The organism is Pectobacterium quasiaquaticum (assembly GCF_014946775.2).
Lineage (GTDB): Bacteria > Pseudomonadota > Gammaproteobacteria > Enterobacterales > Enterobacteriaceae > Pectobacterium > Pectobacterium aquaticum.
The window spans coordinates 1,881,059-1,901,084 of the sequence record NZ_CP065177.1 but is presented as its reverse complement, the minus strand read 5'-3'; the positions used below and the strand labels follow the sequence as shown (position 1 = coordinate 1,901,084).

The 20,026-nt window shown below is 48.9% G+C and carries 20 protein-coding genes; 11 read left to right on the top strand and 9 right to left on the bottom strand.

Features of this window, described 5'->3' with window-relative positions:
- Window positions 1-463: 463 nt before the first annotated feature.
- From IG609_RS08730 to cmoB, 4 genes are all read left to right on the top strand, one after another.
- Window positions 464-1,276: a DUF72 domain-containing protein gene (locus IG609_RS08730; RefSeq protein ID WP_193400560.1), complete on the top strand. Its 813-nt coding sequence runs from the start codon at window positions 464-466 to the stop codon at window positions 1,274-1,276.
- 167 nt (window positions 1,277-1,443) lie between these two features.
- Window positions 1,444-1,839, top strand: coding sequence for an MAPEG family protein (locus tag IG609_RS08725; RefSeq protein WP_193400497.1), 396 nt, complete (start codon window positions 1,444-1,446; stop codon window positions 1,837-1,839).
- A 166-nt stretch (window positions 1,840-2,005) separates the two neighbouring features.
- The gene (cmoA, locus tag IG609_RS08720; RefSeq protein ID WP_010306764.1) at window positions 2,006-2,749 is read left to right on the top strand and encodes a carboxy-S-adenosyl-L-methionine synthase CmoA; all 744 of its coding nucleotides are present in this window, start codon (window positions 2,006-2,008) and stop codon (window positions 2,747-2,749) included.
- On the top strand, window positions 2,746-3,732 hold the full coding sequence (gene cmoB / locus IG609_RS08715; RefSeq protein WP_193400495.1) for a tRNA 5-methoxyuridine(34)/uridine 5-oxyacetic acid(34) synthase CmoB: 987 nt from the start codon (window positions 2,746-2,748) through the stop codon (window positions 3,730-3,732). The genes cmoA and cmoB overlap by 4 nt, the downstream gene beginning before the upstream one ends.
- 156 nt (window positions 3,733-3,888) lie before the next feature.
- Here cmoB and cutC read toward each other — a convergent pair whose 3' ends face one another.
- A complete protein-coding gene (cutC, locus tag IG609_RS08710; RefSeq protein ID WP_193400493.1) occupies window positions 3,889-4,647 on the bottom strand; it encodes a copper homeostasis protein CutC in 759 nt (252 codons plus the stop codon).
- A gap of 283 nt (window positions 4,648-4,930) precedes the next feature.
- Window positions 4,931-5,479: a VOC family protein gene (locus tag IG609_RS08705; RefSeq protein ID WP_193400491.1), complete on the bottom strand. Its 549-nt coding sequence runs from the start codon at window positions 5,477-5,479 to the stop codon at window positions 4,931-4,933.
- A 654-nt stretch (window positions 5,480-6,133) separates the two neighbouring features.
- Here IG609_RS08705 and argS point away from each other — a divergent pair.
- On the top strand, window positions 6,134-7,864 hold the full coding sequence (gene argS, locus IG609_RS08700) for an arginine--tRNA ligase (protein ID WP_193400489.1): 1,731 nt from the start codon (window positions 6,134-6,136) through the stop codon (window positions 7,862-7,864).
- An 86-nt stretch (window positions 7,865-7,950) separates the two neighbouring features.
- On the opposite strand, the gene murJ is transcribed toward argS, so the two are convergent.
- The 4 genes from murJ to rimJ all read right to left on the bottom strand — a co-directional run bounded on the left by murJ (window position 7,951) and on the right by rimJ (window position 11,837).
- Entirely contained in the window at window positions 7,951-9,486 is a 1,536-nt protein-coding gene (gene murJ / locus IG609_RS08695) for a murein biosynthesis integral membrane protein MurJ (RefSeq protein WP_193400487.1), read from the bottom strand.
- Window positions 9,487-9,613: 127 nt separating this feature from the next.
- Window positions 9,614-10,579 carry a Gfo/Idh/MocA family protein gene (locus IG609_RS08690; RefSeq protein WP_193400484.1) on the bottom strand — a complete coding sequence of 322 codons (966 nt, stop codon included), beginning with the start codon at window positions 10,577-10,579 and terminating at the stop codon, window positions 9,614-9,616.
- Window positions 10,580-10,607: 28 nt separating this feature from the next.
- Window positions 10,608-11,243 (bottom strand): YceH family protein, encoded by a 636-nt coding sequence (locus tag IG609_RS08685; RefSeq protein ID WP_193400482.1) that lies wholly within the window; start codon window positions 11,241-11,243, stop codon window positions 10,608-10,610.
- Window positions 11,244-11,252: 9 nt separating this feature from the next.
- Window positions 11,253-11,837, bottom strand: coding sequence for a ribosomal protein S5-alanine N-acetyltransferase (rimJ, locus tag IG609_RS08680; RefSeq protein ID WP_039480408.1), 585 nt, complete (start codon window positions 11,835-11,837; stop codon window positions 11,253-11,255).
- A gap of 315 nt (window positions 11,838-12,152) precedes the next feature.
- Between rimJ and mdtH the strand changes: the two genes are divergently transcribed.
- Both mdtH and IG609_RS08670 read left to right on the top strand, forming a co-directional pair.
- Entirely contained in the window at window positions 12,153-13,358 is a 1,206-nt protein-coding gene (gene mdtH / locus IG609_RS08675) for a multidrug efflux MFS transporter MdtH (RefSeq protein WP_180784968.1), read from the top strand.
- Window positions 13,359-13,645: 287 nt separating this feature from the next.
- Complete coding sequence (locus tag IG609_RS08670; protein WP_180784967.1) at window positions 13,646-14,212, top strand: lipoprotein; 567 nt, start codon at window positions 13,646-13,648, stop codon at window positions 14,210-14,212.
- A gap of 518 nt (window positions 14,213-14,730) precedes the next feature.
- Here the strand turns inward: IG609_RS08670 and IG609_RS08660 are convergent.
- Window positions 14,731-15,318: a DUF1349 domain-containing protein gene (locus IG609_RS08660; protein WP_193398159.1), complete on the bottom strand. Its 588-nt coding sequence runs from the start codon at window positions 15,316-15,318 to the stop codon at window positions 14,731-14,733.
- A 54-nt stretch (window positions 15,319-15,372) separates the two neighbouring features.
- Entirely contained in the window at window positions 15,373-16,380 is a 1,008-nt protein-coding gene (locus IG609_RS08655; protein ID WP_226374057.1) for a helix-turn-helix domain-containing protein, read from the bottom strand.
- Between the two features lie 406 nt (window positions 16,381-16,786).
- Between IG609_RS08655 and IG609_RS08650 the strand changes: the two genes are divergently transcribed.
- The 4 genes from IG609_RS08650 to IG609_RS08635 all read left to right on the top strand — a co-directional run bounded on the left by IG609_RS08650 (window position 16,787) and on the right by IG609_RS08635 (window position 19,206).
- Window positions 16,787-17,593, top strand: a complete 807-nt coding sequence (locus IG609_RS08650) for an SDR family NAD(P)-dependent oxidoreductase (RefSeq protein WP_193398141.1) — start codon at window positions 16,787-16,789, stop codon at window positions 17,591-17,593.
- Between the two features lie 88 nt (window positions 17,594-17,681).
- Window positions 17,682-18,128 (top strand): nuclear transport factor 2 family protein, encoded by a 447-nt coding sequence (locus tag IG609_RS08645; RefSeq protein ID WP_193398142.1) that lies wholly within the window; start codon window positions 17,682-17,684, stop codon window positions 18,126-18,128.
- 43 nt (window positions 18,129-18,171) lie between these two features.
- Window positions 18,172-18,474, top strand: a complete 303-nt coding sequence (locus tag IG609_RS08640) for a YciI family protein (RefSeq protein WP_193398143.1) — start codon at window positions 18,172-18,174, stop codon at window positions 18,472-18,474.
- Window positions 18,475-18,498: 24 nt separating this feature from the next.
- Window positions 18,499-19,206 (top strand): SDR family oxidoreductase, encoded by a 708-nt coding sequence (locus tag IG609_RS08635; protein ID WP_193398144.1) that lies wholly within the window; start codon window positions 18,499-18,501, stop codon window positions 19,204-19,206.
- 231 nt (window positions 19,207-19,437) lie between these two features.
- Here the strand turns inward: IG609_RS08635 and IG609_RS08630 are convergent, their stop codons facing one another.
- Window positions 19,438-20,016 carry a TorD/DmsD family molecular chaperone gene (locus IG609_RS08630; protein WP_193398145.1) on the bottom strand — a complete coding sequence of 193 codons (579 nt, stop codon included), beginning with the start codon at window positions 20,014-20,016 and terminating at the stop codon, window positions 19,438-19,440.
- Window positions 20,017-20,026: the final 10 nt, after the last annotated feature.

Here is a 20,026-nt window from a genome sequence, read left to right as displayed (position 1 = left end):
TGCAAAAACAGTGGCATTTTCGCTGCACGGCATGGTTTTTCTGGGTTACTGTCCGATGAAAAAAGGCGGTTATTATAAAGGATATTCGCCCGAACGATAAGCATGAAGGTAACGCTCTGCGACGCTGCCGCCTACTCTTTTTACGAAATTTCCTTTCCGGTTAACGGAATGTTCACTAATCGAGGCAGAGTTGTTGCAAAACCGATCTTCCCTTGCATGCCTCTTTCAATGTGAAGGACAATACCACCGAGGCGTTGCTCTGTGGATTTATGAACAGCAAGAGTGGGAAGTGCTTGAGCAGTTTTTAACCCAGTTGGGTGCCGATGAAGAAAATGGCTTTAGCACGATCATGGAAGCCGCACTGTGGGCAGACGAGATTTTATAAACGATGTCTCCCAGTTCACTCGCACTGCCCCGACAATTACGCGATAATGCTCGGCATTCTATTGATGGCGACGACATGATGTATATCGGATTACCACAATGGCAGCATCCCGCCTGGAGTCGGTTGGGCTTAAACGACCTTGCCGACTACAGCCGCTATTTTACCTGTGTTGAAGGTAATACGACCTTTTATGCGTTACCTTCACGCGAGGTTGTCGAGCGCTGGCGTGATATGACGCATGATGACTTTCGCTTTTGTTTCAAGTTTCCCTCCGCGATCAGCCATAAAGCCGCCTTGCAGAACTGTGCTAGCGATGTCGGACTTTTTTATCAATGCCTTGAACCGATTGCACACCGTATCGGACAACTCTGGCTGCAACTTCCCGCGACTTTCAGCCCTGCGCAGTTGCCCGTGCTGTGGCGCTTTCTTGATGCTTTGCCGCAGGGATTTAGCTACGGTGTGGAAGTCCGCCACCCGCTGTTTTTTGCCAAAGGCGATGAAGAACGCACGCTGAATCAGGGGCTACAGCAGCGCAGAATTAACCGCGTGATCCTCGACAGCCGCCCGGTTCACCACGCCGCACCAGAGAGCGCTGCGATGCGTGAAGCCCAGCGGAAGAAGCCTCGCGTGCCCGTTCACGCTGTGCTGACGGCCACGCAGCCGCTGATTCGCTTTATCGGCAGTGAAAAGCAGGAAGAAAATCTTCGTTGGTTCGAGTCATGGCGTAACAAGCTGCCGCAGTGGCGTGAGGCAAATCCCTTCTTCTTTATCCATACACCAGATATCGGTGATGCCCCACCTCTGGCGCAGCAGCTTTGGCCCTTGCTCGCCGAAATCGACCCGACCTTTCCGCCCCCGCCGGATTGGCCACAGCAGGCAACGCTCTTTTGATATATCCGCTGATACCTCTGCCACTGGCATGTGTTAGCCCGTTTGGTTATAAACAATTTTGCAACGCAACGCATTTCCGCTAAAAAAATCGGCCTTTACAGGCGACAGTTGCGTTAGGTAAAGCTATTATTCTGCAAGCCGTTTTCGGTTAGGTTACGGAGTAAAACATGGTAAGTGCGCTCTATATCGTGCTTGGCGCAATCTTGTTGATAAAGCTGTCTATTGATGTTGTGAAACTCAGAATGCAGTATCGCGTGGCGTATGGCGACGGCGGGTTTTATGAATTGCAAACGGCGATCCGGGTACATGGCAATGCGGTGGAATACATTCCGATTGCGGCGATTCTGCTGGTGCTGATGGAAATGAACGGCGCCCTTATCATCATGATCCACTTCTGCGGTATTTTATTGATTACTGGGCGTCTAGCGCACTATTATGGACTTCGGCATCGCGAATTCCGCTGGCAACGTTCCGGTATGTCGGCAACCTACGCCTCACTCATTCTGATGATTGCAGCAAACCTCTATTATCTTCCCTGGGATCTGGTTTTCACGCTGTACTGATGGCGTGAGGCAAAAACTATCACCGCCTCTCTCGGGCGCACAGACATTATGCGTCCGAGAATCAAAAACCGTGTCCCCCCTACGTCTACACCATGTGAAAGGTGAAGACCACGGCGTATTCTGCTAGAATACGCGCCTCTTTATTACTCTCAGTGCACTTTCTGCCATGCCAAACCGCGATATGCTTTTCTCTGTGCCAATTGCCAATTTAGGCGACTGGACATTCGACGAACGCGTTGCCGACGTCTTCCCCGATATGATCCAACGTTCCGTGCCCGGCTATTCCAACATCATCTCGATGATTGGCATGCTGGCAGAACGTTTCGTCCGCCCGGATAGCCACGTTTACGATCTAGGATGCTCTCTGGGCGCCGCCACGTTGTCTATGCGACGTAATATTCATGTCCCAGATTGCAAAATTATCGCGGTAGACAATTCTCCGGCAATGGTGAAGCGCTGCCGCAGCCACATTGACGCTTTCCGTTCCGATACACCTGTCGAAATTATAGAAGCCGATATCCTGAATATTGATATCGAAAATGCGTCTATGGTGGTGCTGAACTTTACCCTTCAGTTTCTGGAACCTTCCCAGCGTCAGGTGCTCATCAAGCGTATTTATCAGGGATTGAATCCCGGCGGCGTGCTCGTGCTCTCAGAGAAATTCAATTTTGCGGACAAAGACGTCGGTGAATTGCTGTTCAACATGCATCTCGATTTCAAACGGGCAAATGGCTATAGCGAGTTAGAAATCAGTCAGAAGCGCAGTATGCTGGAAAACGTCATGCTGACCGATTCAGTAGAAACCCATAAAGCTCGACTGGCAGATGCCGGTTTTGAGCACAGCGAAATTTGGTTTCAGTGTTTTAATTTTGGTTCGTTATTAGCCGTGAAAGCAGAGGAAAAGGCGTGATCGATTTCGGCAATTTTTATCAACAAATCGCAAAAGGCCCGCTCAGCCACTGGCTTAACACGCTACCTTCACAGCTCAGTAGTTGGCAGCAAGAATCGTTGCATGGTAAGTTCAAACTCTGGTTTAACTCGCTGGAACACCTCCCGTCGCTGACACCAACCTCTCTGGATTTGAACGATAGCGTCACGGCGTGCATGGAACCCGATATTTCCGTCGGCCAGCGTGAAGGCATTGAAAAACTGCTGCGTAACCTGATGCCTTGGCGTAAAGGCCCCTTTTCGCTTTACGGCGTGGATATCAACACGGAATGGCGTTCTGACTGGAAATGGCAACGCGTTCTGCCGCATATCAGCCCGCTGAAGAATCGCCTGATTCTGGATGTAGGCTGCGGCAGCGGCTATCACCTGTGGCGGATGGTCGGCGAAGGCGCCACGATGGCAGTTGGCATCGATCCTATGCAGCTGTTCTTATGCCAGTTTGAAGCTGTGCGTAAGCTGCTCGGTGACGATCAGCGTGCGCACGTTCTACCACTCGGTATTGAGCAACTCCCCGAACTTGCTGCGTTTGACACCGTGTTTTCTATGGGCGTGCTGTACCACCGCCGTTCCCCACTCGATCACCTGTGGCAATTGAAGAATCAGTTGGTGGCGGGTGGCGAACTGGTGCTGGAAACGCTGGTCATTGACGGCGATGAAAATCAGGTGCTGGTACCGGGAGAACGCTACGCGCAAATGCGCAATGTGTATTTCATTCCTTCTGCCGCAGCCTTGACAACATGGCTTGAGAAATGCGGCTTTGTTGATGTCCGCGTCGTCGATATCTGCACCACGACAACGCAGGAACAGCGCCGAACCGACTGGATGATCACGGAATCACTGGCTGAATTCCTCGATCCTGAAGATCCGTCGAAAACGGTGGAAGGTTACCCCGCACCAGTACGAGCCGTTCTGGTTGCACGTAAACCCGGCATCTACCAGCCCTAAATTACTGCGCCAGACAAAAAAAGCCCCAGCAACACGCTGGGGCCTGGTACTTGCCATGCACACCGGGTGGTATGCGGCGCGGCAAAATTGAAAAGTGCCGATGTGGTGTTATATAACAACGCTGTTTATCTAGCCTACATCGTGAAATGCCTTACATCAGGATACGTACTGAATTTCACGATCTGGGCTGACAGCTCGCTTCATGGCTTCCACCACATCACCATCCACGCAATACTGGCTAAACTCATCTAATTCCGTCTCAGAACACATCGATACGCCAATTTTGCGATAGCGCATCGGAGAAGGTGTCCACTGGCCTGCCGAACTGTGTAGTTCTCGGATACCGGCCTGCTGAAATTTGTGCACGTTAGTCAAGCGCACGCCAGAACCCGCCATAATAATTGGACCGCGACTAGCCTGTGTTAGTTCACGTAATAACCGCAACCCATTTTCCGCCGTCTGCTGCTGCCCAGAGGTCAATATGCGCGATACGCCAAGTTCAGTAAGCTGTTCCAGTGCAATGTATGGGTTCAGGCACATATCGAACGCACGATGAAAAGTCACCGCCATCCCTTGAGCCGCCGCCATGATTTCGCGCATTTTGGGCAAATCAATATGCCCTTCATGATTGAGTGCGCCGACAACAACGCCGGGAAACCCCATCTCACGAATCTGCTCAATGTCGTATTTGATAGCAGCAAATTCCATCGCGCTGTAGCAAAAATCGCCCCCTCGCGGACGCACAATCGGGTGAACAGGAATCGCGACCTTTTCGCGCGCGCCACGCAGCGCACCATAGGATGGCGTTAACCCGCCTTCTCGCTGCCCTGCGCAGAGTTCAATCCTGTCAGCCCCAGACTGCGCTGCTGTTATCGCACAATCAACGCTATAACAGCATACTTCCAGTTTCGTCATCGCTGCTCCTCCATGTAAACTCCCAGATCACTTTTCTTAATTATCGAAAAATCGACGAATTATCACGTCGATTAAAGTAATAACTATGGCATTCGCATTCATATCGTGAGGAGACAGGAGTCACAATGAACGCGATACAGTGCCGAAATAAACATGACATAAACCACAATTTTATTAATCTTTTACATAGCAAAAGAAATTGGCTTGAATAAAGTGACACGTACTCTACCTTCCAGCCAATGTTATCTTTCTGATTACGCTACGTTCGAGCCATACGTTATTTTTATAGCGTCGACATTTCGCTTGCGACAACATCGCGTATATCACATGGATGAAATTTTATTGTCACTTTCCCGTTGGTTACCGCCAGCGTAGGATTAGAAATTCGCTCTTTTTCGCCTTGCGGATAACTGAATTTAAGCTTGATGCCCGGCGTACGCAGCGCATCATCAGACAAGCAGGCTAGCGCACGCTGGTGCAGCGTTTCCGCTTCCCCAGGCAGCACCAGTTCCACATGCTCCCATCCTTCATGCGGATAATGCTTTTTCCCCGGCCACGGTAGCTCGATACAGGTAATCTGCCAGGGGCCGACCGTGAGTGCATTCTCCAGAATAAACAAGCAGATTGTGCGGCCATTGATCTGGTTTTCAGACAGCAGGCGGCCAGCCTTTAGCAGCACCGCTTTCCATGATTCAGCCGTCGTATTCTGATGGCAACGCAACGAAATATGGTCAGCATGAAATGTGCCTAAATCCAGCTGTAGCACATCGGCCAATTCCTGTAGCGCTTGCTCAAATCGCGCTAAATCCGTTATCAAATCATCGGGTAACATATCGGGCAACACTCCTCGCGGCATCTCACATTATCAATCACCATTTGCACAGTGAGAATATCACACCCGTGACGCATCCTAATTAAATTCTATTTTTCTCCATGTACATTTATTTACACCTTCATTACGTGAAACGCATTAAATGCAAAGAAAAGGTAATGATACCGTTTGATTAATAAACGAAAATATTTTTTACCAAGTGTAAGCTGCGATACTTCTTGCAATCTATTCTGGGAGGAATCTTAAATAACACGCACCCCATTGAACGCCGAAAAGAAAACGTATAAATTAAGAAAATAAATAATAACGCAGAGATATCACCATGGTTTTACTCATTATATCCATCGCACTTATCGCTATTGCGGCATATGCTATTTTTCGTCATTTTAAAACCAGAGACTCACATAAAATTGGTGTAAATAGTCGGTCGAAAAAACGTTAAGATCGCGATTGGATTTATTTTTATTCTACCTAAAACTATTTTTTCTTTTTTTGTCGTGTTCTCCTTATCCTTTTTTCATCTCGTTCCCCTCTTTACCTCCCGCTATGTCGGGTATTTTTTCGCCTGAACATCCCGTTGCCTCGCCCCGTCTGCTGACGAGGAAAGGCAAATATGGTATAAGCAAGGCTTAATTTTTTATTTAAGGTAAACCGGTGAATATTCAGGCTCTTCTCTCCGAAAAAGTCAGCCAGGCGTTAACCGCCGCGGGCGCGCCAGCAGACAGCGAAGCTCAGATTCGTCAGTCGGCAAAAGCACAGTTTGGTGATTATCAGGCCAATGGCGTTATGGCCGTGGCAAAAAAACTGGGCATGCCGCCGCGACAATTGGCCGAAAAAGTCGTCCAACTTTTGGCGCTGGAGGGCATTGCGGAAAAAACAGAAATCGCAGGCCCGGGATTTATTAATATTTTTCTCGATAAGCAGTGGGTTGCGAGCCAGGTTGAGAACGCCCTGAATGCACCAAAACTGGGTTTAATCCCCGTTGAGCCTCAAACCATCGTGATTGACTACTCTGCCCCTAATGTCGCGAAGGAAATGCACGTCGGTCACCTGCGCTCAACCATCATTGGTGATGCAGCGGCCCGTACGCTGGAGTTTCTCGGCCACAACGTGATTCGTGCCAACCACGTTGGCGACTGGGGTACGCAGTTCGGCATGCTGATCGCCTACCTTGAAAAAATGCAAAACGAAAGCGCCAACGAGATGGATTTGTCCGATCTTGAAGCGTTCTATCGTGAAGCGAAAAAACACTACGATGAAGATGCCGATTTCGCCGAACGCGCGCGCGCTTACGTGGTGAAATTGCAGGGTGGTGATGAATATTGCCGTCAGATGTGGCGCAAGCTCGTCGATATCACCATGACTCAGAACCAGATCAACTATGAACGCCTCAACGTCACGCTGACCAAACAGGATGTTATGGGTGAAAGCCTATATAACAGCATGCTGCCGGGCATTGTTGCCGACCTGAAAGCAAAAGGTCTTGCGGTTGAGAGCGAAGGCGCTACGGTCGTTTTCCTTGATGAATATAAAAATAAAGAAGGCGAACCGATGGGTGTCATCATCCAGAAAAAGGATGGCGGCTACCTCTACACCACAACGGATATCGCCTGCGCCAAATACCGTTATGAAACCCTAAACGCCGATCGCGTGCTTTACTACATCGACTCCCGCCAACATCAACATTTGATGCAGGCCTGGACTATCGTGCGTAAAGCCGGCTATGTACCTGATTCTGTCAGCCTCGAACACCATATGTTCGGCATGATGCTGGGCAAAGACGGTAAGCCATTCAAAACGCGTGCAGGCGGAACGATCAAGCTGTCTGAGCTGTTGGATGAAGCCTACGATCGTGCCCTGAAGCTCATCGCAGAGAAAAATCCACAGATGGAAAGTGATGAGTTAACTACGCTGGCGAAAGTGGTTTCTATCGGCGCAATCAAATACGCCGACCTATCAAAGAGCCGTACCACAGACTACGTTTTCGATTGGGACAACATGCTGGCGTTTGAAGGCAACACCGCGCCTTACATGCAATACGCCTATACCCGCGTTGCGTCTATTTTCAAGCGTGCAGACATACAGGAAGACAGCTTAACACAGCCGATTACGCTGAACGATGAGCGTGAGTTTGCGCTTGCCACGCGTCTGCTGCAATTTGAAGAAACCATCACCTCCGTCGCCCGTGAAGGCACGCCGCATGTGATGTGTAGCTACCTGTACGATCTGGCGGGTCTGTTCTCTGGTTTCTACGAGCACTGTCCGATTCTCAATGCCGAAAGTGACGACGTGCGTCAGAGCCGTCTGAGACTGGCGCTGCTGACGGCGAAAACGTTGAAGCAAGGTCTGGATACGCTCGGCATCGAAACCGTCGAGAAGATGTAATTCTCCATCAACTGAAAACGTATTCATTGGAAACACAAACGCCATTGGTGCTGCCACCAATGGCGTTTTTTTATTCAATAACATTGTTACACGCTACGGCGGGCGAAATCCCGAGGACGGAATCCCAACAGCGCCAGTGTGGCAAAATAGGAACCCGCCCCTGCGACCACGACCAGCAACAGACGCAGAATGCGTATCGTCATATTGCCGTCATCCCATGCGGGCATCCACCACAGCATGCCCAACAAAACCAGCGACATCACAATAACGGCAGCCAGCAGGCGAACCAGAAAGCCCCGCCAACCCGGCAGCGGCTGGAAAATATCCTGCTTACGCAGTTGCCAATACAGCAAGCCTGCATTCAGGCAGGAGGCCAAACCGATAGACAACGCCAGACCCGCATGTTGCAGCGGGCCGATAAAGATCAGGTTCATCACTTGCGTCAGGATCAGCGTGACTATCGCTATTTTGACTGGCGTCTTGATATCCTGCCGGGAATAAAAGCCAGGCACTAACACTTTGACGACAATCAGTCCCATCAGCCCCACTGAATAAGCAATCAGCGCCCGCTGGGTCATCAGCGCATCAAAGGCGCTAAATTTGCCGTACTGGAACAGCGACACCGTTAAGGGCTTAGCCAAAATGCCTAATGCCACCGCACTCGGCAGCGCCAACAGGAAACACAGACGGAGCCCCCAATCCATCAGACGGGAGTATTCGTCATGATTGCCACTGGCAAAACTCTTCGACAGCGATGGGAGCAGGATTGTCCCTAACGCCACGCCGAGGACACCGGAAGGAAACTCCATCAAGCGGTCGGCGTAATACATCCATGACACCGCCCCTTCGCTGAGGAAGGACGCGAAAATGGTGTTGATGATGAGCGAAATCTGGCTCACCGAGACACCCAGAACCGCAGGCCCCATCAGTTTCATCACTCGCCAGACGCTCGGGTCACGCCACTTCAAGCGCGGCAATACCAGCATGCCAATCTTTTTCAGATGCGGTAACTGATAGCCGAGTTGCAGTAAACCGCCAACCAAAACCGCCCAAGCCAGCGCCATCACCGGTGGGTTAAAATACGGGGCAGCAAACAGCGAGAAGCCAATCATGCTGACGTTAAGTAATGTCGGAGCAAACGCGGGCACCGAAAAACGGTTCCAGGTATTTAACACCGAACCGACCATCGAGGTCAGCGAGATCAGCAAGATGTAGGGAAATGTGACTCTTAATAGATCCGAAGTGAGCTCAAAGCGCTCTGGCGTCGCGGCAAAACCGGGCGCGGTCACCATGATGACCCACGGTGCAGCGACCATCCCCGCCACGGAGACTAACGCCAGAATTAGCGTCAGCATGCCGGAAACATAGGCAAGGAAGGTTCGCGTGGCCTCGTCGCCCTGCTGGCTTTTATATTCGGCCAGAATCGGCACAAAAGCCTGTGAAAATGCGCCTTCTGCGAAAATTCGCCGGAGCAGGTTGGGCAGTTTGAACGCCACAAAGAAGGCGTCCGTCGCCATACCGGCACCAAAAATACGGGCGACGATGGCATCACGCACAAAGCCTAAAACGCGCGATAACATGGTCATGGAACTGACGGCAGCCAGTGATTTAAGTAGATTCATCCGATTATGTTCTGAACGGTTCAGGACCGATTATTAACCCGTTGAGGTTATCCTGATTACGAGGTGCGACTAGTCTACGCATTGCGCGTGTAATAGCTACCGCACATTGTCATAACCGTCGAACTTTTCAGCTTTTTCTCAGCAATTGTTCAATCATGCGCTGGGACAGCAATGCCTGGTTACCAGATGTTTCCGCTGGTTTCCGTTGTTCAATGGCTGTGATGAAATGCTGTACCGCACCGACAAATCCGCGTTGTTCTAGCGTGGTTTGCCAGGAGGGTACGGCCGGACGGATCGTTATTCCTTCGCGATCTTCACGCCATTCACGCATCTCATCCACCTGATAGAGCCCACCTTGGGTAACAGCCTGAACCCATTCGCGCTGGCTTCCAGCTTGGCGATGCATGCTGGTCGTCACCTGACAGCCGCCGCTCTGGAAATGGTGCTCGGCATACAGCAATTGGCCATCCGCATTCGTATGCAACACACCATCAATCAGTTGAGCATCGCCGCCCACCAGCCAGAGTGCGGTATCCACCACGTGCAGATAATCGTCGAGCAGAGTAAAACGAACATCCTGCGGACCAACGCCATTAATCCGGTGTTTATCCATACGCAAAGATGCCGGCTGCTCCAGCCGATGTTTTAGCTGCTGATAGCACGGTGCGAAACGGCGATTAAAGCCAACCATCAGAATTTTTTGTTGTTGCTCCGCCAATTCGACCAGTGCTTCCGCCTGCGTAAGCCGCTCTGCCAGCGGTTTATCCACATAGACATCGACACCCGCGTTAAGCAGTTGACTCACAACAGAAAAATGGCTGGCAGTACTGCTATGGACGAAGACCGCATCGCACTGCGCTGCCAGTTCATCCAGCGCCGAGAAACTCGTCATCCGGTAGTGCTGACAAATCCGCTGCGTCTTTTGCCAATCGGGAGAAAACGCGCCAACCAGCTCCCAGCGTTCAGCCTGACTGAGAATCGGCAAATAGGCTTTCTGCGCGATGGATCCCAGCCCAACGACGCCGATACGGGGACGTCGGGTCAAACCGCTATTCTCTGGAACACTTTCCGCAGACGTAAACAGAGGCTTCATAACTGATTTTATCCCTGGGACAGATTCATTACGCTAACAGCGCGGCAAGCTGACGTTTGAGTTCAGCGACCTCTTTTTCTAACGCTTCAACCCGCTCGGCCAGTGATGAATTGTCATTTGCGCTGTCCGCTTCGGGAGCGACAATCTCACTGACCTCGCCGCTGAAAAGATGCTGATAGCGGCTTTCTCGTTTCCCTGCTTCACGCGCCAGCCGGACGACAAACGGCCCATCCTCACGCTGTTGCAACTGTTCAAGGGTAGACTCAGCTTCACCGACATCTGAAAATTCATACAATCGGGCTGCCCGCGTACGCAGTTCTCCCGGCGTCTGCGGGCCGCGCAGCAGTAGCGTCGTCACCAGCGCCACTTCCGCAGGCGAGAGCTTTAGGTCACCAAATTCAGAATTGCAAAAACGATGTTCATACTTCACCACTCGGTTACCAAACCCGCTTAGCGTGCGCAGAAAATGTTTCTTCACGAGCAAATCCAGCGTTTGCTGGACCTCGCTTTCACTCAGTTCCATCACGGGTTCGCGGTTGGTTTTCTGATTACAGGCCGTGGTGATGCCATTTAACGACATTGGGTATTGATCCGGCGTGGTGATCTGCTTTTCCAGCATGCAACCCATCACGCGGGCTTCACGAGCATCCAATTGGTATTTCATCATTTTTCCTTAACGCGGAGACTTCCACTCGGCGTTGGTCAGCGCGGTTAATACATGATCCTGCCATTTGCCATCAATGAGCAGATAATTCTTCGCATAGCCTTCACGCTCAAACCCCAAACGTGTCAGTAATCCCCCACTACGCTGGTTATGCGGCATATAGTTAGCCATGATGCGATGCATATGCTGCTGACGTTGCATATAACGTATTGCAGGCTGCAATGCTTCATACATCAGTCCCTGCCCCTGCCATTTTTGGCCGAGTGAATAGCCCAGATAGCAGGCGTGAAAGGATCCCCGCAGCACGTTGCTGAAATTCGCCACGCCGTATACTTCGTTTTCATTCTGATCCAACAAAAGGAAGTAATAGGCGCTGCCCTGCTTATGCATATCGTTAATCACGCTCAGACGCGCTTGCCAGCCTGATGGATAGCAATGGCTGGCGTCTCTCACGGGTTCCCACGGCTTAAGAAAATCACGGTTTTCAGAATAGTATTCGGCCAGACGCCATGCATCGCGTTCATGGGCCAGACGCACCACCAGCCTGTCAGTTGTCAATTGCACTCTTGCTGGCGTTGAACGGTAGCCAAACATTTTTCCCCCTGCCTCTCCATGTTATCGATAAGTAAAATTCATCGCTGCTGAAAAAATGACTATTCTGCACAAGCAGAAAATATCGGTATTTCCGATAATCCTTACTATAACCACATAAATTCATAGACGTAAAATCCCCGTCGTCGAGTTATTGCGCAGTTGAGTCAGGAAAGGCATTTTTTCTCGCCGAAATGCTACTCGGATAACGTTAAATCGATAAAAAAATATTATCCAACAATAGGCTATACCAAAGTCGAATTAGAGTACAAAATAGTCACGTCTGTTATTTTCCTCCTTTCTTTGTTGTGGTGAAACATGCCTCTGATGTCGCAAGCTCGGAGCTTGGGTAAATATTTTTTATTACTCGATAATATGCTGGTGGTTTTGGGATTCTTCGTTGTGTTCCCCCTTATTTCCATTCGTTTTGTCGACGATCTCGGCTGGGCCGCATTATTAGTCGGTATCGCATTGGGATTGCGCCAGTTTATTCAGCAAGGGCTCGGTATTTTCGGCGGAGCCATTGCTGACCGTTTTGGTGCTAAACCGATGATTATCACCGGGATGCTGCTACGCGCCTCCGGTTTTGTGTTCATGGCGATTGCCGACGAGCCCTGGCTGCTCTGGCTGTCTTGTGCGCTATCCGGCCTTGGCGGTACGCTATTCGATCCGCCACGTACCGCGCTGGTCATCAAGCTGGTTCGTCCGCAGGAACGCGGTCGGTTCTACTCCCTGTTAATGATGCAGGATAGCGCCGGGGCCGTTATCGGTGCCCTCATCGGCAGTTGGCTGCTCCAGTATGATTTCGAGATCGTCTGCTGGGCGGGCGCGGTCATCTTTGTGCTTGCCGCTGCACTCAATGCCTGGCTGCTGCCGGCCTACCGCATCTCGACGGTCAAGACGCCAATACTGGAAGGCCTGACACGCGTGATTCGCGACCGCCGTTTCCTGATGTATGTGTTAACGCTGACGGGCTACTACATGCTGGCCGTTCAGGTTTTGCTGATGCTGCCCATTATGGTCAACGAGCTCGCCGGAACGCCGTCTGCGGTGAAATGGATGTACGCCATTGAAGCGGTGCTATCGCTAACGCTGCTGTACCCTATCGCCCGCTGGAGTGAGAAGCGCTTCCGGCTGGAACAACGTCTGATGGCGGGGCTTTTCATTATGTCCGTCAGTATGTTCCCGATCGGGATGACGACGGAGTTGCAAACCCTGCTGCTGCTGATCAGCCTGTTTTATGTAGGGTCGATTATTGCCGAACCTGCGCGTGAAACCTTAAGCGCTTCTCTGGCAGACTCCCGAGCCAGAGGCAGCTATATGGGGTTCAGCCGGCTTGGATTGGCACTGGGTGGCGCGATAGGTTACAGCGGCGGCGGCTGGTTATTCGATACCGGACACGCACTGAATCAACCGGAACTGCCATGGTTCATGCTCGGCACCATCGGGTTCCTGACGTTAGCCGCACTGTATTGGCAGTTCAACCAACGCCGCATTGAGCCCGCGATGCTGGGTGGTCATTAATCTGAATTTTACCGACGAGTTTGATCTCGTCGGTTATGACGATCGACATTTACGCCCCTGTCCTTACTCTCAGCAGTCCGAAATCTAACCGTTTAGTTTTACTCCGCCGCTTCGTTCTGAAGCGGCATTATCCGCCATTTCAGTGCTATCCTATTGTTTACCCTGCGCATCAGGCGCACGCTGCCCGTGCAGAATCGTGTTGATTATTCACATAAAGCGATCGTTCATGTGAATAGACTACCGTAGGAATGAATTGTGCGCGTAAATAGCATCAAGAGGTCAGAATAATGAAAAAATCAGGATGGATGGCAGCGGCCGCAGTGCTGCTTGCTTTTACACTCAGTGGCTGTAATAAACTCACGCAATACACACTCAGTGAGCAAGAAGTGAATGAGTACCTGCAAACACACAATGATTATCAGAAACAGTTGGGCGTGCCCGGCGTGGTGGATGCCCATATCGTGTTGACCGAACTATCTAGCCAAATCGGTCGGGCAGAGCCGGGGAAAGTGACGCTGACGGGCAATGCGAAGGTCGATATTTCGTCCCTGTTGGGCAATCAGGCTGCCGACATGAAGCTGACGCTGAAAGCACAGCCGGTTTTTGATAAAGCGCAGGGCGCGATTTACCTGAAAGATATGGAACTGGTTGATTACACCGTACAGCCGGAAAAAATGCAGGCGATAATGAAAACGCTAAGCCCGTATCTTAATCAATCGCTAAAAAGCTATTTTGACCAGAAACCAGCTTACGTATTAAATGCAGATAAGAGCACAACGGAGTCGATGGCGAAGAAGATGGCGAAAGGCATCGAAATCAAACCCGGCCAGATCGTTATCCTGTTTACTGATTAATACAGGGTCTGCCCAAGCACCCTTGGAAGGTTTTGTGCTCAATACTGCTATGCCCGGCGCTAGATAAAGCCAAATTGCCAGAAAAAGTTGCTTTCCAAAAGGAAAAAAAGTATATGCAGGAGGCCGAGTTCTGGCAGAACGTGGGGAGCAAGATGTACTTTGTTATGGTTCCAGATGGCTCAATTAAAACGTTGGTTACGGTTTTTGCAGTAAAGTGAGCATAATATAATATGCTCAATTTCTGAATATTACTTATGTGCCAATTGCTGACATTTCAGTTTTTCACACCGAACGTCTGCTTTCGGATGCAGAGCGGAATTCGCTGATAAAACCTTCCTCACTTTATGTGTTTTTTAAGTTTTTTTCGAGAGCTTTGCATCTATACCAAGTGACTCAGCTTATGGTTTCTCAAAAAATCGGGAGGTCATCATTGAAAAACGTGTTGCATGGAATAAGGGCCGAATCATCGGTCAGAAGGCTCCATATATGGTCACCTAATTAGAGGTAACACTCAAGGCTCACGAAAGATCGTGTAAATCTTTATCATATGGAGCGGTTAATAAGATCTCGGTGAATTCTGCTGCTAATCCCTTCGACTTAGGAGAGCAACACATTACACCTATGAACTTTTTTTGTGTCCCTGGCCATGTGCACAATCTCAACAATGGCCAATGTATCCCATCAGTTGAGTATTGAATTCGAATAACATTGTTTTTAGATGTAACCCGCATCCAGAAATCATTGGCATTGCCTGGAAAAATACCTGTCGACCAGTCTGAGTGGTTATCAGTGACAACGCATCCTATAGATGGGTGTCCATCATTAAACTCTATTCCGGCTTTAATCCAAGCTGTTTCTGCTCCCTGAATAAAAATACCTGCCTGATCATACAAAAACTTGAAATCAGCTTTTACTCTAACTTGGAAAGTGAAATCACTGTCTGTTTCAAGCCCATATGCATGCCCAGTGTGATGTTGAAATCCATAGTGAGTTTTTTCCCAAAAGTCGGAGTGCTCATGACTAACCATATAGATCCTGTTAGGGCTAACTTCCGAACATTCTGGTTTGTTAATCCATGTATTTAGAGCAGCTTCTGATAGATTCATCACTTTTCCCAAAATTGTTAAATTCAAGGTATTATTTCCACGAATACCATGCACTTATTTTCTAGATCTCACCATTTGCGGCGTATTTCCTGTCCAAGATTGAAATGCACGAGCAAAAGAATTTGAGTCTTCAAACCCCAATAGAAACGATATCTCCGCACTCGACATGTCAGTACTGAGTAGATAATGATGTGCGAGCGATTTACGCACATTGTCCAGAATCTGCTGGAATGAGGTTCCTTCATTTTGAAGTCGGCGTTGCAGTGTGCGAGTGCTGACCGCGAGTTTCCGACTCACTATCTGCATCGACACTTCTCCAGCCGGCAAGCTCTCTAGCAATGTACTGTGCACTCTTTCCGACATGCCTGCCATTTGATCTAAATCAGTCAACCTTTGACGCAAAGATGGCTCAAAGAATTGCCACATTTTGTGATTTTCTGTAAGGAATGGTTTCTCCATATCCGCAGTCAAAAATACCAAAGTAGTTAAGTGACTATTCGTGATAGGAACACCAAAAAAAGCCTCATAGGCTAATGCACTGTCACTATTGATCTTATGTGCTAATGGCCAACTTACCTGCAATGGCTGTATGGGCGTGCGTGTAGCCAAACGAGCAAGTTGTACAAAAAATACGAGCTTAAAAACAAGAAATACGTCGGGTGGATGCTTGGTGTTGTCCACAAAATCAATTGAGACAGTGGTGTGTGATCCATCACGATCTACTTTGAATATCATGGGAGCAATAAGTCTTACATACTTAGCCATTCTATCAAGCGCGCAGCTCATATTCGAGCTACAGAGCGCGGCAAAAAGCTCGGGATCAAACCAGTCTGAAGACATTACTTTGGCAATCTGTAATGCGGCTGGAATGTTGGGATTTTTAAACATCGCCTCAGCTTCGATGGCCACCCAAAGTTGGAAAAAGTCATCTGGATCTAGACGAACATTTTGCCGAGCAAAGAGGTCGCCGGGAAGCTCAGCTCGACGGAGCACGGGTGAAGCTTCTATGCCAGCGTCTTGCATTAACAAGCGCCAACCAGGCCAAATTGAGTAATCCTGCATAGCGCTATTTCGACGATCCAATGTTTGTATATTCTCTATAGTCATGTGCCTAGTCAGGGCGGGATTCCCATTTGTGTAAAAAATACACAATTCGTTCATTTCGATAAGTACGGCATATTAATATGCATTCAATCAATCGGAAGTCATATCCATCCAGTGCATTTTCTGAACAAAAATCGTGCTAATTTTAGCCATAATAACCATACAAAGAGCATTAGATCCGGCTCTGTGTGCCTAGTCTATTTCGCAGATTGTGCCACCGCAATGGCAAAAGGCGCCAATCAACCCAATTTGATATTGGCGCGTTTAGCATGAAAGTTGGCGCCTTCCGCTAGTGATGCTACTAAAAGTTAGCGGCAAAATACCCCCAATGATTCAATAGTGAATATAGGTTAGGGTTACTCATATGAAAAAAACAATTTTAATTACAGGTGCATCGTCGGGTTTTGGTTTGATGCTCGCCAATAAACTACATAAAGATGGTTTTCATGTTATTGGTACCAGCCGTAATCCCGAGAAACATGTAGCTAAGGTGCCATTCAAAATGCTACGCCTCGATATTGCTGATGACCGTTCTGTTCAGTCCTTTACACAAGAACTATTTGCTCACACAAAGCGAGTCGATGTGCTCGTTAACAATGCAGGTTACATGGTTACAGGTATTGCTGAAGAAACGTCAATTGAAGTTGGACGTGAGCAGTTCGAAACCAATTTCTGGGGAACTGTAAAGGTCACAAACGCCTTGTTACCCTACTTTCGCAAACAGAAGAGCGGCCAGATCATCACGATAAGCTCTATCGTGGGTTTGATTGGGCCACCAAATCTATCTTACTACACTGCCTCAAAACACGCAGTTCAAGGCTATTTCAAGTCCCTACGTTTTGAACTCAATCCATTCAACATCCATGTCAGCATGGTAGAGCCAGTATGGTTCAAAACGAATCTCGGCAATCACTCTGTATCATCGACAGGCCAAAATATAGCGGATTACAACGATTACCGAAAGTTGGTTCAAGCTGCTACGCAAAAGGGCATGGACGAGGCTGAAGCCCCAGATGCAGTTGTATGCACTATTAGCAAGCTCATCCAAACTAAAGAGCCGAAGTTCAGTAATCCTGTGGGAAAAATGACAGGACTGATCCTTTTTCTACAAAACTATCTTCCAAAGATGTTTGAAAGCGCAATTCTTAAAAGTTTAAAAACGGCAAAGTAACGGCATGACCCAGTATAACTTTAAATGAATGATGCTGTTTGTAATTGGCCTCAAGGTAAAAGAATCGTTTCATTAATAGGAGAATTAAATGACCGACTTAAACTCACACTCAATTGAAGGCATTCAACTTGGTTTACCGCACGAAGCCGCTCAAGCAGGACTCAAGGAGTGGCATCGTATTGTTGAGTCATTGGATTGGAAGGCTCTCCCTGACTTGTTGACCGAGGATGTTGTCTTTCGTAATCCAGCAACCATTGAATCGTATCATGGCAAGGAAACAATGGTTGCCATTCTGGGAGCGGTTTTCAGTGTATTTAAAGATTTTACTTACCTACGGCATTTCGGCAAAAACACAGGATATGTTCTTGAGTTCAGTGCGAGGGTCGGCGATGACATTGTGTTCGGCGTTGACCTGATTGAATTCAGTACAGAAGGAAAAATTACCGATTTTATGGTGATGATGCGCCCCGCCAATGTAGTGCTCAATTTATCTGTTGAGGCTGGAAAGCGCCTTGCTTCTGCTTCGAAAGAATAAGTTGCTTTGCTCATTCGATATCAATTTTTATAAAGGTTATGAAATGAAAAACTATTTATGTAAATGGATTCCCCCACGTGCGAATTTCCTAGCGACAATGTCTCCAGAAGAGACAACATGGATGGGACAGCATGGAGCTTATCTAAATAAGCTCCTCGACCAAGGTGTGATTGTTGCACATGGTCCCGTCCTAAATGATGGAGATGGCTACGGAGTGTCTCTCTACCGAATTCAAGAAAGCGAAGACATTGAGGCTTTCACCTCCCAAGATCCTATTGTAAAAAATGGGGTTGGTCATTATGAGCACTTTGTCATGGCTCATTTGGTATCACGCATTAATTCCTGATTCTAGCTTTTGGAGTCTAACATTATGAAAATACATGGTTCTGTTGCACTTGTTACAGGAGCTAATAGAGGGTTAGGGGCAGCCTTTGTCCGAGCCTTACTCGCTGCTGGAGCACGCAAGGTCTACGCTGCTGCGCGCGATCCAATAACCATCATTGAACCGGGTGTTGTGCCCGTACGTTTGGATGTGACCAACTCTGAACAGATTAACGCGCTCGCAAAAGAATTGAGCGATGTGAATTTATTGATCAACAACGCTGGTGTTGGCGGGACAGGGTCTATTCTTGATCCATCATCCATCGATTCTTTGCGCGTTCAGTTGGAGACAAATGCCATTGGGCCATTGCGTATGACGCAGGCTTTTGCGCCCATTCTCGCTACTGGCAAAGGTAGTGCAGTTATTAATGTTATCTCCGCACTAAGCTGGGCAACCCTGCCTGGAATGACAGGGAGTTACAGTGCTTCCAAAGCCGCTGCTTGGGCCTTGAGTAATGCAATGCGACAAGAGTTGAAGGCTCAGGGTACAGAAGTTCTGTCATTACATGTAGCTTTCATGGATACCGATATGGCACGCGGAGTACCGGGAAAAAAAGCATTACCAGATGATATTGCACAGATGACACTTACTGCGTTAGAAATGGGACTCCCCGAACTATTGGCTGATGACGTTACCGAGAGTGTACATGCAGGACTTACAGCGAAACCAGCAATGTATCTTGGGATGCTCGAATAAGCACTGCCTGATAAACCTTGTATCGATTGATACAAGGTTCTTCGATTATGCGAGTCTACATGCTACTCGTTTGGTCTCTGGTCTCGTTTCCAATTGAAAGAACGCAGAGTGCTGTGTTTATGTAGTGGCACACTGAATTTGGCCACCTGATTAGAGGTGTTATGATCCTCCTCGTAAAACATTAGGTTCATCTTTACTAGATTTCATACTGCGGGGTTTCATACCGCGATATTATTCTTCCGCTTCCGATTCGTCTTCTTCGTCGCTTTCGCCCAGTTCATCTCGCATCGCTTCCAGCGCTTCACGGCACACTATCGCCAGCGTACGATAAAATGCGGTGGTGGCGTGACTTTCTACTTTCCCGAGAAAACGATCGCTCCACGGTAAAAGATACTCATCGAACAGGGTAATCTGTGCGGCCGTTTCGTCTTCTTGTGCCTGATCTTCCAACCATGACGCGGCAAGCAACAAGCTACCAAAATGACCAACCGCACCACTGTCATTTAACGGCATGCCGCGCTGTTGTAAAAATGTACGAATTTCCGCGTCATCAGCATCGCTTTCATAGGATGAACGCAGCGGCGACACTGAGCCATTTTCGCTATCGAACAGCGCCTGATAATCCGCCGCCATTGCGGACAAATCCAGACCTTTTTGCAAACGAGCCAACAACGCATCTTGCTCTAACGGCCAGTGCTGCGCCAGTTTCCCCTCTTTAATCAGGGTGAATAGCGGCATCAGCAAAGGATCCTGCGGTTGGCGATAAAACAGCGTGCCCAATAGGCGGCACACAATAGAAAACTCGTTCATTCATAATCCT

What these genes read in the sequence shown, in the direction of transcription:
- IG609_RS08660 (WP_193398159.1), bottom strand. Translation starts at nt 15,318, where the DNA reads ATGAATCTATCAGAAGCTGCTCTAAATACATGGATTAACAAACCAGAA.
- mdtH (WP_180784968.1), top strand. Translation starts at nt 12,153, where the DNA reads ATGCCTCTGATGTCGCAAGCTCGGAGCTTGGGTAAATATTTTTTATTA.
- IG609_RS08725 (WP_193400497.1), top strand. Translation starts at nt 1,444, where the DNA reads ATGGTAAGTGCGCTCTATATCGTGCTTGGCGCAATCTTGTTGATAAAG.
- IG609_RS08640 (WP_193398143.1), top strand. Translation starts at nt 18,172, where the DNA reads ATGAAAAACTATTTATGTAAATGGATTCCCCCACGTGCGAATTTCCTA.
- IG609_RS08645 (WP_193398142.1), top strand. Translation starts at nt 17,682, where the DNA reads ATGACCGACTTAAACTCACACTCAATTGAAGGCATTCAACTTGGTTTA.
- IG609_RS08630 (WP_193398145.1), bottom strand. Translation starts at nt 20,016, where the DNA reads ATGAACGAGTTTTCTATTGTGTGCCGCCTATTGGGCACGCTGTTTTAT.
- IG609_RS08635 (WP_193398144.1), top strand. Translation starts at nt 18,499, where the DNA reads ATGAAAATACATGGTTCTGTTGCACTTGTTACAGGAGCTAATAGAGGG.
- cmoA (WP_010306764.1), top strand. Translation starts at nt 2,006, where the DNA reads ATGCCAAACCGCGATATGCTTTTCTCTGTGCCAATTGCCAATTTAGGC.
- IG609_RS08655 (WP_226374057.1), bottom strand. Translation starts at nt 16,380, where the DNA reads ATGCAGGATTACTCAATTTGGCCTGGTTGGCGCTTGTTAATGCAAGAC.
- rimJ (WP_039480408.1), bottom strand. Translation starts at nt 11,837, where the DNA reads ATGTTTGGCTACCGTTCAACGCCAGCAAGAGTGCAATTGACAACTGAC.
- IG609_RS08690 (WP_193400484.1), bottom strand. Translation starts at nt 10,579, where the DNA reads ATGAAGCCTCTGTTTACGTCTGCGGAAAGTGTTCCAGAGAATAGCGGT.
- cutC (WP_193400493.1), bottom strand. Translation starts at nt 4,647, where the DNA reads ATGACGAAACTGGAAGTATGCTGTTATAGCGTTGATTGTGCGATAACA.
- IG609_RS08685 (WP_193400482.1), bottom strand. Translation starts at nt 11,243, where the DNA reads ATGAAATACCAATTGGATGCTCGTGAAGCCCGCGTGATGGGTTGCATG.
- IG609_RS08705 (WP_193400491.1), bottom strand. Translation starts at nt 5,479, where the DNA reads ATGTTACCCGATGATTTGATAACGGATTTAGCGCGATTTGAGCAAGCG.
- IG609_RS08730 (WP_193400560.1), top strand. Translation starts at nt 464, where the DNA reads ATGTATATCGGATTACCACAATGGCAGCATCCCGCCTGGAGTCGGTTG.
- murJ (WP_193400487.1), bottom strand. Translation starts at nt 9,486, where the DNA reads ATGAATCTACTTAAATCACTGGCTGCCGTCAGTTCCATGACCATGTTA.
- IG609_RS08670 (WP_180784967.1), top strand. Translation starts at nt 13,646, where the DNA reads ATGAAAAAATCAGGATGGATGGCAGCGGCCGCAGTGCTGCTTGCTTTT.
- IG609_RS08650 (WP_193398141.1), top strand. Translation starts at nt 16,787, where the DNA reads ATGAAAAAAACAATTTTAATTACAGGTGCATCGTCGGGTTTTGGTTTG.